Consider the following 18,247-nt stretch of genomic DNA (forward strand, 5'->3'; position numbering starts at 1 on the left):
CAGTTAACTATTTTTTATTTATAGCTTACTAAAAAGTTAAATTATAATTTTTGAAAGCACTAATGTTTATTAGTGCTTTTGTGTATATGAACCTTTAATTTATTTAAATTTATAAAAATCCTTTAATAAGAATAATTATTTCAAAGTATTACAAACTACGCTTTTGTAATTGTTGCATGTATACGAGTCATCGTTTCACACTTCTTAAAGCGGTTTGATAATCACAATTATTAAACACTGCATATTATAAAGTCAGTAAATTTATTTAGCCTAGAGCCCACGTATCACACGGGTTTAACTTTTAAAACATTAAGATTTTTTAATAACTAATAAATACTCATATTGGGACGGAATTTGCTTTATAAGGCTATATTCTAATTTTATAGTTTACTAAATATTATAATTTTTAAAGTTAAAGAGGCAAAATTATGAACAAGACACAGTACGTTACAGTAGAAGGTCATCAAATTGCTTATCAAGAAATGGGACAAGGAACACCTTTATTATTGATACACGGAATACCAACCAATAAATTTTTATGGCGAAATGTGATGCCAAAACTTGCATCACAACATCGAGTAATAGCGCCTGATTTACTAAACTTTGGTGAATCTGATATGCCAATTAACACCGATGTTTCTATAAATGCGCAATGTAGAATAATGTGTAAATTTATGGAAGAACTCGGTATTTCTAAAGTTAATATTGCTGCACATGATATTGGTGGTGGTGTTGCTCAATTAATGGCTGTAAATCATCCAGATAAAGTAAACGGGTTGGTTTTAATTGATAGTGTATGTTTTGATTCTTGGCCAATACCAGAATTTGAACCTTTGCTAGAACCAGGTGTAGAAGAAAAAACAACTGTAGCTGAATTTGTGGATACATTAAGAGATTTCATGCCCAAAGGTGTTTACGACTCGAGCGTAATGACTGAAGAGTTGATGAAAATATACTTAGCACCATGGAGTAATGAAAAAGGAAAAGCAGCTTTATTTAGTAACATGCGCAGGCTCAATAAAGAATATACCGAAGCTATTACAGGTGATCTTAAAAGCTTACCTCATGAAACACTCATAATATGGGGTAAAGAAGACAAATTTCAAAAGCCAAAGTATGCGCCAATGTTAGAAGAAGCAATTCCAAATTCATCATTGATTTGGATAGATAAAGCCGCTCATTGGGTTATTGATGAACATCCAGATAAAGTGTCTGATCTTATTAGTGAATTTATGAATGATAAAACATTCTAGTGAATTACTAGGGTTATTAAAAAGCTATTTGTTTCAATACGTTAAGTTTGATTGGGTAAAGTAGCGAATAGGCAATCATTGTAATACCGCTTGATTATATTAATAACCAAGCGGTATTTTTATATGTTCAAGAAGCTAATACCGTAAATGGGTAAGGCACTGACTATTAAGATAAGTAGGTTAATGCTTATTAAATAGTCAAAATATCGCGTTTATACGTTAATTAATGAAGGTGAGTAACTTGGTTATGTATTTATTTATACTATTTAACATAATATAAATTATAGGTAGTTAATGTATATATAGAAAAAGCGCTTAAAAGCGCCCTTACTATGTCCAATACTAGACGGTATCGGACATTAAGTGGTTTTATTACAATAACAGGTATTACTAATACAGATACTTTATTTATCAATTTGTTTAATCAATACTTAATAAACGCTCAGCTGTATATTCGTTAGTAATTAATCCGCTGATCATGTTTGACCTTACTGCGCCCAAAATGGCTAACACTTTTTCTTCACCAGCAGCTATCGCATAAATCTGTTTGTTAGCATTTGTTTTTAATGGCGTACTTGCTACACGCTGATTAACTGTGCAATCTAAAAGCTTACCGTTTTTATCAAACACCCAACTAATCATTTCACCAACAGCACCAAGATCTTGTAACTCTTTAAGTTCTTGCGCATCAATAAAACCATCTATATGTAATGGCGACTTTTCACCTAAGCTACCAATACCCACAAATGTTACATCGGCATCTTTAGCGAGTTTTAAATTACCGGTAATATTTTGTTGTGCATGTAACTGTTCTTTTTCTTCAATACTTCTTGGTAAAACTGGCAATGGCATTGGGTAATGTTTTGCATTGGTGTGTTCGGCCATTCTTACTACAACATCATAAGGTGAAGCCGATCCATCCAAAGCCATATTACCTAGCATTGCTACAATTTTATGTTGCGGACAATCAACAGTTCTTAGCTCATCTACACATGAACGTAAAACTCGACCGGTTCCCATAGCAAGTACTTTGGGTTGTTCTGATTTTAAATGACGTTCTATTTCAGCCGCGCCAGCTTGAGCCAAACCAAGCGTAGACGATGGTTCAGATGGATCGCTCGGTACAACTTCACACGAATCTAACCCAAAACGGCTTTTTAATTTTTCGGCCAAGTCCATACATTTAGCAATCGGGTGGTCAAGTCTAACTTTAATTAGACCTTGGCTCACAGATAATGCGACCATTCTTTGTGCAGATTGACGAGATATATTTAGCTTTTTAGCAATTTCATCTTGTGTGTTACCGCCAACATAATATAACCACCCTGCTCTGGCTGCATCATCTAGCTTTCTAATTTCTGTATTTGATAGCTTTACCACGTAAACCTCTTAAAATAGAAGGAAAACTAAATCCTTATTTTCATTACATAATTTTAATTATATGTGCTGCTATATAAATTATTTTATTAATTTTGGAATATCTATTTATCAATAACGTTTTTGTTATTTATAATTGTAAATATACCATTCCTTAATAAAAAATACCTAGGTTTCATAGGATTATGTAATTAGAATTTAGTTAATAGCACCCTTATAAAGGTGCTATTTAAGGTAATTAAAAATTGGCTTTAGCGAATAGTTAAACCGTTATTATCAAACTTTAATACTTTATCTGCCGGTGCGCTTAGGTAAATACTGTCGCCATATTTTAATGGGCAATCACCATCCGCTTTTACTGTTACGGTCCCTTTGCCTTCAATATTTATATGTAAAAAGCTCTCCGATCCTAAATGCTCAATTACACCTACAGTTCCAGTCCAAGTACCTTGCTCAGTAGAGAGTGTTATATGCTCTGGTCGTATACCAATACAGCTAACATTCGCATCTTCATTTTGTGGAGCATCTATAAAATTCATTTTTGGCGAACCAATAAAACCAGCTACAAATTTGTTTACAGGGTTTTTATAAAGCTCTAAAGGTGTGCCTACTTGTTCAATAATACCGGCATTAAATACCGCGATTCTATCTGCCATTGTCATGGCTTCAACCTGATCGTGTGTAACATAAATCATTGTTGTAGCTAAACTTTTATGTAATTCAGATATTTCTAAACGCATATTTACACGTAGTGACGCATCAAGATTTGAAAGTGGTTCGTCAAATAAAAATGCCGAAGGCTGACGAACAATTGCGCGCCCTATCGCTACACGCTGGCGCTGACCGCCCGATAATTGCCCAGGCTTTCGGTCTAAATAATCAGTTAAATTTAGAATTTTAGCGGCGTTAGCAATTTTACTTTCGATTTCTGCAGGGCTTACCTTGGCTCTTTTTAAAGGAAAAGCAATATTGTTACGCACGGTCATATGCGGATACAACGCATAGGATTGAAACACCATTGCTAAGCCTCTTTTTGCAGGCGGTGTTTTTGTAGCGTCAATGCCATCAATTTCTATATTACCACTGGTGGTATCTTCAAGACCTGCGATCATACGAAGTAATGTAGATTTACCACAGCCAGATGGACCGACAAAAACGATGAACTCACCGTCTTTAATTTCTAAGTCGAGCGGTTTAATTACGTTTACTTCATCAAAGTTTTTAGTGACTTGTTTTAGTGTGATGCTGCCCATGTGTATTCTCCTATTTTACTGCGCCGAAACTTAATCCACGCACTAATTGTTTTTGACTAAACCAACCAAGTATTAAAATTGGCACAATGGCCATGGCAGATGCTGCCGATAACTTAGCGTAAAATAACCCCTCAGGGCTTGAGTAACTGGCAATAAATGCCGTTAAAGGTGCAGCATTTGCAGCGGTTAAAATAAGTGTCCAAAACGCTTCGTTCCACGATAAAATAACATTTAGCAATAGCGTTGAGGCTATACCCGGTAAGGCTATTGGTAATAAAACATGAAATATTTCTTCACCAATTGTTGCGCCATCCATACGTGAAGCTTCAAGTATTTCGTTTGGTATTTCTCTAAAGTAGGTGTACAGCATCCATACCATTATTGGTAAGTTAATGAGTGTCATTACAATCACTAAACCTAATTTTGTATCGAGTAGCGCAAAGTCTCGAAACAATAAATAAATCGGAATAAGTACCCCTACTGGCGGTAACATTTTGGTAGAAAGCATCCACATTAATAAATGCTTTGTTTTTTTAGTTTGTACAAAAGCCATAGACCAAGCTGCAGGTACAGCAATTAATAAACCCAGTAAACTTGAACCTAGTGATATAACTACAGAGTTCCAAAAATGGTTAAAGTATGGCGAACGTGATAGTACATCGCGGTAATTTTCGAGTGTCCAATCGAATGCATATAAGCTTGGGCTTGCCGATATTGTTTCAGCTTCCGTTTTAAAGCTGGTGATTAACGTCCATAAAATTGGAAAGAAAATCATGCCGCTTATTGTCCATGCTGCAATGGTATAAATTAGTTTGGAACGACAGCTATTTTTTATAGTCATAATTAACCCTCCAAGTTTTTGCCAATTAAGCGCATTAAAAATATAGCGACTATATTTGCAATAATAACTGCAACTATGCCCCCTGCCGAACCGCCACCTACGTCAAATTGAAGTAGTGATTGCGTGTAAATTAAGTACGTTATATTGGTCGACGAATAACCAGGGCCGCCACTAGTTGTAACTAATATTTCAGCAAAAATTGACAGTAAAAATATAGTTTCGATTAAAATAACAGCGGTTACAGCGCGCGATAAGTGCGGCAAAACGATGTAAAAAAACTTACTAAATGGCCCAGCTCCGTCTAAATCAGCCGCTTCTAATTGTTCACGGTCTAATGACTGTATTGCTGTTAGCAGTATTAATGCTGCAAATGGTAACCACTGCCAAGACACAATTATGATGATTGAAAATAACGGCATTTGAGCAAAAAAGTCGATAGGTTCAAAGCCAAGCCAAATCGCGAAATGTGCAAATAAGCCATTAACTGGGTTCATTAGCATGTTTTTCCATACCAATGCCGACACAGTTGGCATTACAAAAAATGGGGCTAGTACCATAATGCGAACGTAATTTCGTCCCCATATTGCTTGGTCTAGTAAAATAGCTAAGCCAATACCACCACAAATAGTGATAAGTAAAACCCCAGTTACTAGGTAAAGCGTGTTAAAAAATGATTCAAAAAATGCCGGATCAGTCAGGAAAAATTCATAGTTTAAAAAGCCTACAAACTCTTTATCCCCAGGAACGAGTAAGTTGTAATCAATAAATGAAAAATACAGTGTCATACACAGCGGAACTATCATCCAAGCAAGTAATAAAATTACACTAGGAAGAAGCATAAACCGAGCAAGCGTGCGCGAGTTAGTTGTTGCCATAAAGGTGACCTTAAAAAAGCCAATTCTATTTACTTGTTAACTATCAAGTGAAAATCAGAAACCCTTGATAGTGTTTATAACTAACAAGTAAATAGAATTGACATAAAATATTGGGTAAGTTTGAGTACTTACCCGCCCATTACGTGCTATTTAGGATAGCGAGCTTTACGCATTGTTCGCTCAACGAGGTGCTGAGACGTACTAAGCGCTTGCTTAACGGTCATTTGGCCAGTTAATGCTGCTGAAAATTGTTGCCCAACAGCTGTACCAATTCCTTGAAACTCAGGAATAGCAACAAACTGAATACCTACATAAGGCACCGGTTTAACGGTTGGATTTTTAGGATCTGCAGATTGAATAGAATCTAAGGTAATTTGCGCAAAGGGTGCTGCGTCCATGTACTTTTGATTACTGTAAAGTGATTTACGTGTACCTGGCGGTACTTTTGCCCAACCTTTTTTGTCAGCTACAAGTTGAGTGTATTCTTTAGATGTTGCCCAGCTAATAAATTTCATTGCGGCATCTGGTTTTTTACTGCTTGCCGGTACGGCTAAAGTCCAAGACCATAACCAGTTACCGCGTTTACCTAGGCCGTTATCTGGCGCAAGTGCAAACCCTACTTTATCGGCAACTTCTGAGTCTTTTTTGTTGGTAACAAATGCACCTGCAACGGTTGCATCAATCCAAATACCACATTTCCCGGTTTGAAATAGTGCAAGGTTTTCGTTAAAACCGTTTGCAGATGAACCAGCAGGACCAGATTCTTTCATCACATCGACATAATACTGAAGGGTATTTTCCCACTCTGGGGTATTAAACTGTGGCTTCCAGTTTTCATCAAACCAACGCGCACCAAACGAATTAGCCATTGATGTAATAAGCGCAACGTTTTCGCCCCAACCTGCTTTACCACGTAGACAAAGGCCATAAACACCTTCTTTTTTATCTGTCATCGCTTTGGCGGCTTTACGTATAAAGTCCCATGTCGGGGCTTTAGGCATTGTCAGCCCTGCTTTTTCCATTAAGTCAGTGCGGTACATAACCATTGAACTTTCACCATAAAATGGTGCAGCATAAAGTTTGTCGTTAATCGTTAAACCGCTTCGGATTGCAGGTATTAAATCGTCTAAATCGTAGTTTTCACCTAAATTATCCAGCTCTTTTAGCCAATTTTGCTTGCCCCAAATAGGTACTTCATAAGTACCTATGGTCATAACATCGTATTGTCCGCCTTTTGTTGCTACATCGGTAGTGACACGTTGGCGAAGAATGTTTTCCTCTAGAGTGACCCATTTTAGATCTATATCAGGGTTTTGGCTGGTAAAGTCACTACTTAATTCTTTCATGGTGATCATGTCACCGTTGTTAACAGTCGCTATTGTAATTGTTTCTTTTGCCGCAGCGCCCATGCTTATAAAGCCACACGCGAGCATAATTAATTTATTTTTCATCGGGTATTCCCCATACACGTTATGTTTGAACAAGTGCTATTAAATTTCAATCTATTACCAATTCTATTTATGGCAGTTTTAACGCATAAAACTGCCCGCAAAGTGCCTTTTAAGGTCCTTTGTATAAATAGTTAGACTAGTTGGATAATGACTTAAAATTTAACAGATATTTCAGAAGTGAAGCCGTCAAATCCTTTACCGATTTGGCCGCCCGAATTAACACCTTCTTCTTGGTTAACATACTCAACTTTTAAAAGCGTTTTATCGTTAAACCAGTAACCTGCGGCTACTTGAATACGCTCTACTGTGTTGTCTGTTTGTTCAATTAAGTCGGAAGTGTTTTCGGCTTCTGCATAACGAGCCGCTACATATAGCTTTTTAGGGATTAGATATTGTTGTGCTTCAAACACGAAGTACTCAACCGATGAGTCGCCTTCTATTACACTGTTTGAATCAAAAGTAGTGCCATTTTCATCAGCTATGCCGTTTGTACCAAAGTAGGTAATACTGGCAACTGCATTACCAGCGGCATCTGCAAATGTGTAATCATCAGATGATTTACCAACCATAAAGATTAGACTAGTTTCATCAGATGGTTGATAAGCTAAGTTAAGCTGGATGATTGATTGCTCAAGCCCTGGCATTGCGCCAACGTGAGTGTCACGCTCATTTGAAGGTGACGCTGAGAAATTATAGTTTTCACCATCGCCAAAGCGATAGTTTGTTGTGGTTACACCATCAAGACTGGCTACGCCATTTTCAAAACGTAACTGGTCGCCTTGATTCGCTTTTAATAAGTTTAAGCCTGCTTTAAAGCCACCTTCAAATTCTAGAGTACCTTGAAGTCGGTAGTTATAACCTCTGTCTTCTTGAAATGCTTCACCAAAACTTGAAGTCGTAATGTGACCTGTAACATTATAAGCACGTACTACACCACTATCGAAAGTTTCGCTGTAACTTAGCTGTGCACCGTTTTCTGCGGTTGCGTAATCGGTAATACCATTACCAATAAGTGCATTACTTTGGTTATCTGCGCCGTCTTGAAAACCTTTAAATTGAAAAGGCGAGCCACCAATGTTACCTAAACGCAGTGTTAAATTTGCGTTTTCTTTTGGTGTGCCATAAAGACCTAGTAAGTCAAATTCAACACCTGCAAAATCGTTGTGAAATGAAAAGTCACGATCTTCGCCACCAAAGTCATTAGGCTCTTCTGCAATATCTATATCGGCAGTTATGAACTCGTTAATATGAAATTTAAACATTAGATTAGCTCTAATACGGCCAAATCCTGACTCTTGTTCTTCATCTTCTGGACGAAATGCGCCATCTTTAGCTTGAATTGACTGAAAGTTTTGCATTAGTAAAAAGTCTACGTCAACGCGATCTAAATATTCAGAAATATCAGCCTGTGCTGGAGCCGATGTAGCCATAGCTGCCGCTATGAGAGAAATTGCAAATTTAGTCTTTTTATTATTCAACATAATAAGCTCTTTATTTAGTGTGGTGTGTGATGCCAACTTTATTAAATTGCATATTCATTTAATGAAATTGGTATTAATTCAGTGTGTGTAGATGAGGCTGGCTGAGCAAAACATTAAATAGTTAATGAAATTGCATTTGTGAGCATAAGCTCATCTGGTGAGCATAATCACAGAATGAATTTAGAAGGTCAACGATTTTTTATTACAAAACGTTTACAAGAAATCGAATTTATATGTAAATATTTTTGAATCAATAAGTTAAGTAGCAAATTTGTTACATCAAATTTTGAAGAAATAAAGTGTAGGATTAAGGGATTTATGGTAGATACGTCATTATTGTTCATTACAATTAATGAAAATATAAGTTAGTAGAAGATAAGAGAGCAGATAATCCTTTAAAAATAGGTTGTTGGGCAAACCTATAAACAGTTTATTTATTAGTGTTTTTTAAGTAACGTTCTTGAGCTTATGATGGGGTTAGCTTAGTATTAAAGCACTTAGATGTATTCAAAATAGAAGTAACCTACATATGGAATTTGTTCGCCCGCTAGAGCCCATCCTCATTATTGATGACGTTAAGGAAATTCGTGATTATCTAAACCAAATTTTAACTGACTTAGGGTTTGAAGATATATTAGAAAGTGCTGATTTTAGCTCTGCCAAACCTATTATGGACAATAAACCGCCAGGCGTTATATTTGTAGATGTAGATTTACCTGACTCTAACGGTGCAGAGATATTGGAATACATCAATAGTACTTACCCGCACACTCATGTTGTTATGTGTTCGGGCCACAATAGTCTCGAAAACGTACAAAACACGTGGGAAATGGGCGCTAAAGGCTTTATTGCAAAACCTTTCAACACAAAAAAAGTAGACACTGTAATGAAGCGTCTTGAAATAATAGAATAATAATAAGGTTAGCATGCATAGTACTGTTACTGCGATTATAGAAGATCTTTCGAGTGTTATATTTGGTAAACAACAACAAATAAAACTGGCACTTACATGCTTATTTAGCGAAGGGCATTTACTCATTGAAGATTTGCCTGGTATGGGAAAAACCACTCTTTCTCATGCATTGTCAGCTGTGTTAGGTTTATCGTATCAGCGTATTCAATTTACCAGTGATCTTCTGCCTGCTGATATTCTGGGTACTAATGTATTTAACTCTACCGAGCACAGTTTTACGTTTCATAAAGGCCCTATTTTTAGCCAAGTTGTTTTAGCTGATGAAATAAACCGCGCAGGGCCCAAAACACAAAGTGCGTTGCTTGAAGCAATGGAAGAGCAACAAGTAACAGTTGATGGAAAAAAATATACGCTGCCAAATCCATTTTTTGTGATAGCAACACAAAACCCGCTTTACCAATCAGGTACCTACCCGTTACCTGAGTCGCAATTAGACCGTTTTTTAATGCGTATTAGCTTAGGTTTTCCACCTAAAGAAGCCGAAAAACGCTTAATTTTGAATATGCAAAAACGAGATTACAGCCAATTACCTAAGCGTATTAACCAACAAGAGTTAACGGCAATTCAAACCCAGATAAGCCAAATTACTTTGAGTAGCCCGATTATTGACTACATTATAGAGCTTGTTAATTACACACGCACAAGCAACGCTTTTGCAGCATCGTTATCACCGCGTGCCAGTATGGCTCTGGCTAAAGCGGCTAGGTCGTGGGCCTTTATTGATGGTCGTGATTTTGTAATGCCAGAAGATATTCAAGCCGTATTTGCAAGTGTGTGTCAGCATCGATTAGGTTTGCATAATGAGTCAGGTGAAGCGCAAGTAAACGATATTTTAAAAAACGTTTTAGTTCCGGTATAAGCTTTTATGCCAAAAAAAACAGCTAAGCGCCCTTCCTTATTTAAGTCATTTAAGCGAAATGTATTTAATAAGTTATTAAAAAATAAGCATTTAAAAAACTCAATTACACTTGAACACAGAACAATTTATGTATTGCCATCGTCCCTAGGTTGGTACTTTGTAATTGTGGCTATTTTAAACTTTGTAATGGGCATTAATTATCAAAATAACTTAATTTTAATAATGTCTTATCTTATGTTTGTGGTGATGATTATTGCTGTATTAATGGGCTACAGTAACGCTAAAGGCTTAACGGTTAAATTTAAAGATGCATTTAACAGCTACGCCCCCCAAAAACCGAGTATTGTATTTGAATTACAAAGCCCTTCACTAACCCAATCTATTAATTTAACATATCAAGGTAGTGAGCAAACTCACAAACATACCGACGAAGTTGATAGTAAGACTCAGTTACTTACACTCAACTTACCCTACAGCTCACGCGGTAAGTACTCAGTGCAACGTATTAAAATAGCGAGTAACTATCCCTTTGGTTTAATAACTGTTTGGAGCTACATTCAATTACAAGAAGATGTATTTGTATACCCGTCGCTTGAACAAGTACACAGTGATGCGCATGTTTCTGTGCTTGATGAGCAAGCCGATAAAGGTATTTCTACACAATCTGGTAGCGAAGAGTTTGAGTCGTTAATCCCACATTTACCAGAGATGGGCTTGCAAAGAGTGTCGTGGAAGCATTACGCAAAAACACAGCAGTTGTTAGTAAAAGAGTTTGTAGACTTTAAAACAGCGAATGCGCTCTTCGATTTTACGTTAATGAATGGGGATACAGAACAACGTTTAAGCCAGTTATGCTTTTTAGTGTGTGAAGCAACCGAAAAAAATACCCCTTTTATGTTAAAACTACCGAGTAAAACAATAAATACAAATACCGGACAGCAACATAAGCAGCAGTGTTTAGCGTTATTGTGCTCATTTAATGGTGGTGAGTAATGGATATAATTAAAAACGAAAAAGTAATAAATTATTCACTGTCTTTTATATATTCATGTTTAATTGTATTTTTTGTACCACATTTACCGCTTGTTTTTGTTGGTGTACTTACACTCATTTGTGCATGGAACTTTTATATAACGCTGAGTAATAAACCAAAGCCAAATGCTTGGCTGGCAAACATACTCGCAGGTGTGTCATTAGGTTTAATGCTCTACACCGTAGGTATGTCGGATACGGTTATTTTATTTGTGGCCATGCTGCTACTTGCTAGTTTATTTAAGCTGCTGCAGGCTAAAACCAAAAAACACTATCATGTAATTACAACGCTTACGTTTTTTTCACTCTCATCGGTGTATTTATTTAACCAAAGCATTTTAACGACTTTAACTGTAAGTGGTTTATACATATTAAACTTTGCAGTACTTGGCTTACTCGAATCCAAACATAATTTAAAAATAGCCTCTAAGCAAAGTGGTAAATTACTACTTTTAGCGCTTCCTTTAGCTGTATTTTTACTGCTTTTTTTACCAAAAATGCCCGCCTTTTGGCAGCTTCCTGGGCCTAAGCTTGCAAAAACAGGGCTTTCTGAACAAGTCGATCCTTTCGATATTGCAAAGCTTTCAAACTCAGATGAACTTGTGTTTAGAGCTAAATTTAACGAAGAAAAACCTGTAGCGCCTTATTATTGGCGAGCAATAGTCCATGATGAGTTTAATGGTAATGCGTGGCTTACGTCTGACTTTTTAAAATATAATAATGTAAAAACAAATACGCAGAGCGAAAATGATGAGCAACTTATTGCAAGCTACTCAGTTATTACAGAGCCTGCTACACAAAAATGGCTCTATGGTTTAGCGTATTCCAGTAGTAACTCACCAAATGTTGAAGGTAATTCGCTAGGCTTATTGCGTAAAAAAAGTCGTCAAGCTAAAAACTTACAATACGATGTAAATAGCTTTAACTTCACAGCTTTACCGCTTGGCGAATTTGAAGAAAAACGCTACAAATACCTCGCTTATAAAAAGAATGTAAAAACATCATCACTTGCTAAAAACTTAAAGCAAAATACATACTCTGACCGCGATTTTTACAATAGCTTATTACAATACTTTGCAGGTACGGGATTTACTTATACGTTAACACCCACTCCTATGAGCGGTGATAATACAATTGATCAATTTTTATTTGAAAACCAACGTGGATTTTGTGGTCATTATGCAAGCGCCGCTGCGTACATTTTTAGAACCGCAGGTATACCCGCTCGATTAGTAAGTGGTTATTTAGGCGGTGAATTAAACCAAGATAATAATACGCTAACAGTTCGCCAGTACGACGCACATGCATGGGTAGAAGTATATTTACAAAACGAAGGTTGGGTTATTTTTGATGCAACCGCTGTTGTAGCACCGGAGCGTTTAAATGGCTCACTTTCGCAAAACGAAGAGCTGAATGACGAATTTAAAAGTAATCTTGATTTTGGTTTAGTGAGTTTAAGTAATTTCCCCGCTATTAATTGGTTAAGGTTGGAACTTGAAAATCTCGATTATCAATGGTCTAGCTGGGTACTTGGTTTTGACGAAGAAAAACAAAATGATTTTTTAAAATCAATTTTTGGTAGTAAAAATATTTGGCTTGTACCATTAATGGTTTTATTAACAGCTGGTTTTTGTTTTGTAGGTTATTTTGTTTATTTAAACTTACCAAAACGTCCGGCTAAATTAGCGCCTATGGTTAAAGAATTTTATGAAGTAAAAGCATGGGCGAAAAAACAAAAAATAAATACACCCGATAATTTAACACCGAGTCAGCAGTTACATTTTTTTGCTGATCAACTTCCTCGTTCTGCACAATCTATAAACACATTTAGTCAGTTATTTAACCAAGTACGCTATAGTAAAAAACCTTTTACGAAAGAGCGTAAAACTCAGGCTAAAGATCTGATAAAATTAATCAAAATTTCCAAATAGAGAATACTATGAATGCTGTTGTTATAGGCGTTATTTTAATGCTCGGGCTATCTCTGGCTCGCGTTAACGTCATTGTTGCCATGATCATAAGTGCTTTAGTTGCTGGTTTAACCGCAGGCTTGGGTATAAAAGAAAGTGTTGATGCATTTAATTCTGGCCTTTCTGCCGGAGCTGAAATTGCACTAAGTTATGCCATGCTCGGTGCATTTGCCGTTGCTATTTCTAAGTCGGGTTTAACACGTATTCTCGCTGATAAGTTACTTGCTAAAGTAAATGCTAAAGGCAGCGGGAATGAAACATTTTTAAGTTACTTCATTTTATTAATTATTTTAGGTTGTGCGATTTCTTCGCAAAACTTAGTACCCGTACACATAGCGTTTATTCCTATTTTAATCCCGCCGTTACTCGTGGTTTTTAATCAGTTAAGGTTAGACAGGCGTGCTATAGCGTGTATTTTAACATTTGGATTAGCAACCTCTTACATGGTGCTGCCTTATGGTTTTGGTGGTATTTACTTGTATTCTATTTTGCATAAAAATCTAGTCGATAACGGCTTAGACATTGTAAATACACAAGTCCCTATGGCGATGATTATTCCTGCATTAGGCATGTTTATAGGATTACTTATTGCGGTATTTATTACCTACAAAAAACGCCGCGAATACACCGAGCTCCCATTAACAACTCAGAGTAAATCGGCCGAGGTAGAAAACCCTAAAAAAGTAATGATTGTAGGGCTATGTGCGGTACTTGCCTCACTTGTTGCACAAAACCTAAGTGGCTCAATGATTTTAGGGGGTTTAGTAGGTGTAATGATATTTAGTGTATTTGGTGTAGTTAAGTGGGAAGAAAACGGCGACGTATTTAGTAAAGGCGTTGCGATGATGGCGATGATTGGTTTTATTATGATATCGGCACAAGGCTTTGCATCAGTTATGCAGGCCACTGGCGACGTAGCGAGCTTAGTACACAGCACTGCGGCACTTTTTGATGGTAATAAACCTTTGGCCGCCGGTGTTATTTTGTTAGTCGGGTTATTAATTACAATGGGAATTGGTAGCTCGTTTTCAACAGTGCCTATTATTGCAACTTTGTTTGTTCCTTTGTGTTTAGACCTCGGGTTTTCGGTTATGGCAACCGCTGCACTTGTTGGTACTGCGGGCGCTTTAGGTGATGCAGGCTCCCCTGCTTCAGACTCAACGCTTGGCCCAACATCAGGTTTAAATGCAGATGGCCAGCACGACCATATTAGAGACTCTGTTATTCCAACGTTTATTCACTTTAACATTCCACTGCTGATATTTGGCTGGATTGCAGCAATGGTGCTTTAAGTAGTATCCATGTAAGTATTCGTAAATTTAATTAAAAGCTAAAGATAACCAAAAAGGTATGTTTAAAGCATACCTTTTTTGCTTCTAACAATTCTTACCCCTATCAATTACTCCTCTATTTTGATTACTTTATTAGTCAATATTAACTGAGCTGTTGAGTTTACATTTAATAAATATTTGTATGATGTGTTCTTTATGGTTTTTTATATAAGCACCAATTAAGGTGCTTATATAATGTTGTTCTACCGCGTCTTTAAAGCTCTAAACTACTCAAAACCATAAATCATTTTATCGCATACCACAGGTGTTGGTCTGTGGTTATCATCTACAGCTACAAACGTAAAGCTACCACTAATAGCAGAGTGCTTATCATCTCTGTGCATAGTTTCTAATAGTATATCTACATCAACTTTTAAGCTGGTGTTACCTACATGGACTACTTTAGCAATTAACTCTGCAAAAGTACCTGCTGGTATCGCTTCTTTAAAATCAACTCTATCGGAAGATATGGTAACCAAAGGTTTACGGCAAAAACGAGTCGCTGCTATAAATGCCACTTCATCCATCCACGCCAGTGCATCACCACCAAATAAAGTATTGTGATGATTGGTACGCCCTGGAAACACAGTTTTAGTTACCGATGTGGTTGAGTCTTCAATACGCTGAGCAATTATTGCATCGCGATTTACGTCAGTCATAAATCCTACTTTTTGTTTGCTAATGTATCTTGCATTAGTAATGCAGGATCAAGGCGTTCGCCTTTCCAGTTAAAACGCCAATCTAGGTGAGGACCCGTTACACGCCCTGTTGCACCAATTTCAGCCACTTTGTTACCTTGCTTAATTTTGTCACCCACTTTTACATCAAGCTTACTTAAATGAATGTAAGTTGAGGTAATACCATGGCCATGATCAATAATTAATGTACCGCCTGAGTAGTATAAATCAGGTTCAGAAAATACCACGGTACCACTAATTGGCGCGTAAACAGGAGAGCCTGTTTTATTAGCGATGTCTAAGCCAAAGTGCGGACGACGAGGCTCGCCATTAAAATAACGCTGACTACCATAAACACCCGATATACGCCCTTCTGCAGGCTTTAACACAGGGTCTAAAAAGTACAGTAAATCAGAGTCTACTTCTCTCGCTTTACGAACAGCAACTGCTTCGCGGCTTATACGTGCACTGACTTCTTTTGCCGGTGAAACATACTTCTTAGCCACGCCGGTAATTTTATCAATTTCATATTCACGCTTGGTTATGACTAGCGGCTGAGAGTGAGATTTACCCGTGTTATCTACCCATTTTAAAGTATGAGTAGTTTCAGCGTCACGCCCAAAACCAAATACAAAGTCACCATTTAGCGAAAGTTTTAAGCTTTTGCCATCTAAGCTTACTGATTTAGCGTTTTCTAGCTTTCCAGTAACTAAACCGCCTTGTGTTAAATGCCCTTTTAACTCAAGCGCCATAGCACTAAAGCTAGCAGAGGCAACAAGCGCTGTTGCTAAAAGTGTTTTAAACATAGCTAATCGATCCTTTTCCAACACCTTCATAAGCAGTCACTTTCACTGCTTTTTCTGGATATTGGGCTTTAATTTGGCCAGCTACATGTTCAGCAATACATTCAACAGTGGTGTCTACTGGTAAAATGTCGCAACGGGATTCGCTAATCGCCATTTCAAAATAGCCTTGTGCCGACGTGTAAGCAAAACATACATCACCCGCTTTGGCTGTTATGTGTTTTAAATCAGGTGCGTTAATTTGATCTTCGCTGGTGGCTAAGTAAATATCTTCCCACTTTTGAGACCATTCTTTTTGCAAGCGCGGCATAGAGATGCCATCTAGGCTAATACCAATTTGAGAACGATGCCCATGAATAATACGTTGGCAATTACCGTCATGCTTTTTAAGGCCATGGCTGTAATGATAGTAAAAGCTTTGGCTGTGCTCAGGCTTAAGTGACAGCTCAATTTTTTCAATGTTATCTGGTAGCTTCGGTAAAATAGTCGCAATTAAAAATTCAGTAACCGATTCAACCGTTACTTCGTCTGCGTTAATCATGCAATAAGCTTGATGAGGAGCACTCATAGCTAAGTGGTTATTTTCACCAAATGTGCAATCGAGTGTTTTATGCTCGTCAAATTCAGATACAGTGCCATTAAGCCCTGTAGGAATTGCTAAACGGTGATCAATACACTCATCTATAATGCCTTTAATTTGCTTTTTAACTAAACCAAAGTCTAAAACCATAGACTCTTCGTTAAGTTTACCGTGCAAAGTTAAATCAACAATCCAGCTCTCGCCAACGGCGCCGCGTTTGTTACATAAGTAAGAAAAATCAATCACAGTTAGTGAGTTAACAAAAAGGATCATAAACTTCCTTTAGACTGGTTATAAGACAGCGCTAATTATAATGATTTCTGATTGTAATTGCGCGGTTTTATAGTGCAAAAACCAATCGCACTGATTGATTGGTGATTTTATGTGCAATATTTTGATTTTTTAACTGCTCCGAGTTGTTTAGCGTACAAGTGTACGCTAAAGTACTTGGCAATTTCTAAGCGAAGATAAGTGTTATGGAACCTAAAAATAGCTATACAAAAGAAGATTTGATCCTGTGTGGTCAAGGTGAAATGTTTGGTGAAGGCAACTGCCGTTTACCAAGTGACAACATGTTAATGATGGACCGCATTACCTCTATTACTGCTGATGGCGGAATTCATGGTAAAGGCGAAATTGTTGCTGAGCTTGATATTGACCCTAGCCTGTGGTTTTTCGATTGCCATTTTAAAGGCGACCCAGTAATGCCAGGTTGTTTAGGATTAGATGCTATGTGGCAACTAGTTGGCTTTTACTTAGGTTGGTCTGGTGGCCCTGGTCTTGGTCGTGCGCTAGGTGTGGGTGAAGTTAAATTTACTGGCCAAATTTTACCAACTAATAAAAAAGTAACTTACCGTCTTGTAATGAAACGCGTAATTAAACGTAAATTGTTTATGGGCGTTGCCGATGGTACTGTAGAAGTAGATGGCCGAGTAATCTACGAAGCAAAAGATTTAAAAGTGGGCTTGTTCCAAGACACTAGTGCATTTTAATTTTTAAACGCACAAACAAAAAGGCCTCCAATGCGGAGGCCTTTTTGCTTAAATTCGATTATTGATTTTAGGTTTTGTACATGTTGCGGTTTTCAATCGCTTCACGCCAACCTCCTAACCACTCTGATTTTGGATCTACTTGTTGATAAGGGCATAGCTCTTTTGAGCGACCTGCTAAACCTGCTTTAAAACCTTGAGAATGAGCTCTTTCTAAACGATCTCTTTTCTGTCTCTTCATCGGTAATATCCTCACCTTTTTATTTATATATTGTGTAGCATTAGTGAAATCTACATTTAATGAATAGTTAATAAAAATGTAAAATTCAAATTGTAAAAGCAATTAAATTGTTTGACTTTAACTAAGCTGCTGATGCAAAAATGAATTAACATTTAAAAAAGTAAGTGGTCATACAACATTTAATTTGACCGGTTCGTAATAACAAATTGGCGATTTAATAATCGCTAAAAAGCACTTGTGTGCTTTAATTGTGACCGACTA

17 protein-coding genes are annotated in these 18,247 nt (G+C 37.1%); 7 read left to right on the forward strand and 10 right to left on the reverse strand.

Annotated features, from left to right (window positions below):
• Nucleotides 1–428 precede the first annotated feature (428 nt).
• Nucleotides 429–1,253 (forward strand): alpha/beta fold hydrolase, encoded by an 825-nt coding sequence (locus tag PARC_RS08880; protein WP_010552800.1) that lies wholly within the window; start codon nt 429–431, stop codon nt 1,251–1,253.
• A 420-nt stretch (nt 1,254–1,673) separates the two neighbouring features.
• On the opposite strand, the gene PARC_RS08885 is transcribed toward PARC_RS08880, so the two are convergent.
• The 6 genes from PARC_RS08885 to PARC_RS08910 form a co-directional block, all read right to left on the reverse strand.
• Complete coding sequence (locus tag PARC_RS08885) at nt 1,674–2,633, reverse strand: sugar-binding transcriptional regulator (protein WP_002960874.1); 960 nt, start codon at nt 2,631–2,633, stop codon at nt 1,674–1,676.
• A 248-nt stretch (nt 2,634–2,881) separates the two neighbouring features.
• Entirely contained in the window at nt 2,882–3,883 is a 1,002-nt protein-coding gene (locus PARC_RS08890; protein ID WP_010552801.1) for an ABC transporter ATP-binding protein, read from the reverse strand.
• Between the two features lie 10 nt (nt 3,884–3,893).
• Nucleotides 3,894–4,724: a carbohydrate ABC transporter permease gene (locus PARC_RS08895; protein WP_010552802.1), complete on the reverse strand. Its 831-nt coding sequence runs from the start codon at nt 4,722–4,724 to the stop codon at nt 3,894–3,896.
• A gap of 2 nt (nt 4,725–4,726) precedes the next feature.
• Nucleotides 4,727–5,599: a carbohydrate ABC transporter permease gene (locus PARC_RS08900; RefSeq protein WP_002960879.1), complete on the reverse strand. Its 873-nt coding sequence runs from the start codon at nt 5,597–5,599 to the stop codon at nt 4,727–4,729.
• Nucleotides 5,600–5,745: 146 nt separating this feature from the next.
• Nucleotides 5,746–7,050: an ABC transporter substrate-binding protein gene (locus PARC_RS08905; protein WP_007377152.1), complete on the reverse strand. Its 1,305-nt coding sequence runs from the start codon at nt 7,048–7,050 to the stop codon at nt 5,746–5,748.
• A gap of 152 nt (nt 7,051–7,202) precedes the next feature.
• Nucleotides 7,203–8,531: a hypothetical protein gene (locus PARC_RS08910; protein ID WP_010552803.1), complete on the reverse strand. Its 1,329-nt coding sequence runs from the start codon at nt 8,529–8,531 to the stop codon at nt 7,203–7,205.
• Between the two features lie 529 nt (nt 8,532–9,060).
• Here PARC_RS08910 and PARC_RS08915 point away from each other — a divergent pair.
• Genes PARC_RS08915 through PARC_RS08935 form a run of 5 tightly spaced genes read left to right on the forward strand, consistent with a single transcriptional unit; the run spans nt 9,061 to nt 14,657 of the window.
• On the forward strand, nt 9,061–9,444 hold the full coding sequence (locus PARC_RS08915; protein WP_010552804.1) for a response regulator: 384 nt from the start codon (nt 9,061–9,063) through the stop codon (nt 9,442–9,444).
• Between the two features lie 13 nt (nt 9,445–9,457).
• On the forward strand, nt 9,458–10,363 hold the full coding sequence (locus PARC_RS08920; protein WP_010552805.1) for an AAA family ATPase: 906 nt from the start codon (nt 9,458–9,460) through the stop codon (nt 10,361–10,363).
• 6 nt (nt 10,364–10,369) lie between these two features.
• Nucleotides 10,370–11,356: a DUF58 domain-containing protein gene (locus tag PARC_RS08925; RefSeq protein ID WP_010552806.1), complete on the forward strand. Its 987-nt coding sequence runs from the start codon at nt 10,370–10,372 to the stop codon at nt 11,354–11,356.
• Nucleotides 11,356–13,326, forward strand: coding sequence for a transglutaminase TgpA family protein (locus tag PARC_RS08930; protein ID WP_010552807.1), 1,971 nt, complete (start codon nt 11,356–11,358; stop codon nt 13,324–13,326). The genes PARC_RS08925 and PARC_RS08930 overlap by 1 nt, the downstream gene beginning before the upstream one ends.
• Nucleotides 13,327–13,334: 8 nt before the next feature.
• The gene (locus PARC_RS08935) at nt 13,335–14,657 is read left to right on the forward strand and encodes a Na+/H+ antiporter family protein (protein WP_010552808.1); all 1,323 of its coding nucleotides are present in this window, start codon (nt 13,335–13,337) and stop codon (nt 14,655–14,657) included.
• Nucleotides 14,658–14,923: 266 nt separating this feature from the next.
• Here PARC_RS08935 and PARC_RS08940 read toward each other — a convergent pair whose 3' ends face one another.
• From PARC_RS08940 to PARC_RS08950, 3 genes are read right to left on the reverse strand one after another with little or no spacing between them, the layout of a single operon-like run.
• Nucleotides 14,924–15,355 (reverse strand): acyl-CoA thioesterase, encoded by a 432-nt coding sequence (locus tag PARC_RS08940; RefSeq protein WP_010552809.1) that lies wholly within the window; start codon nt 15,353–15,355, stop codon nt 14,924–14,926.
• Between the two features lie 5 nt (nt 15,356–15,360).
• Nucleotides 15,361–16,179, reverse strand: a complete 819-nt coding sequence (locus tag PARC_RS08945; protein WP_010552810.1) for a M23 family metallopeptidase — start codon at nt 16,177–16,179, stop codon at nt 15,361–15,363.
• Nucleotides 16,172–17,029 carry a 6-carboxytetrahydropterin synthase gene (locus tag PARC_RS08950; protein ID WP_007582754.1) on the reverse strand — a complete coding sequence of 286 codons (858 nt, stop codon included), beginning with the start codon at nt 17,027–17,029 and terminating at the stop codon, nt 16,172–16,174. The genes PARC_RS08945 and PARC_RS08950 overlap by 8 nt, the downstream gene beginning before the upstream one ends.
• 203 nt (nt 17,030–17,232) lie before the next feature.
• Between PARC_RS08950 and fabA the strand changes: the two genes are divergently transcribed.
• Nucleotides 17,233–17,748, forward strand: a complete 516-nt coding sequence (gene fabA, locus PARC_RS08955; RefSeq protein ID WP_007582756.1) for a bifunctional 3-hydroxydecanoyl-ACP dehydratase/trans-2-decenoyl-ACP isomerase — start codon at nt 17,233–17,235, stop codon at nt 17,746–17,748.
• A gap of 67 nt (nt 17,749–17,815) precedes the next feature.
• On the opposite strand, the gene rmf is transcribed toward fabA, so the two are convergent.
• The gene (rmf, locus tag PARC_RS08960) at nt 17,816–17,986 is read right to left on the reverse strand and encodes a ribosome modulation factor (protein WP_002960897.1); all 171 of its coding nucleotides are present in this window, start codon (nt 17,984–17,986) and stop codon (nt 17,816–17,818) included.
• Nucleotides 17,987–18,247 lie beyond the last annotated feature (261 nt).

Source organism: Pseudoalteromonas arctica A 37-1-2 (assembly GCF_000238395.3).
Classification (GTDB): domain Bacteria; phylum Pseudomonadota; class Gammaproteobacteria; order Enterobacterales; family Alteromonadaceae; genus Pseudoalteromonas; species Pseudoalteromonas arctica.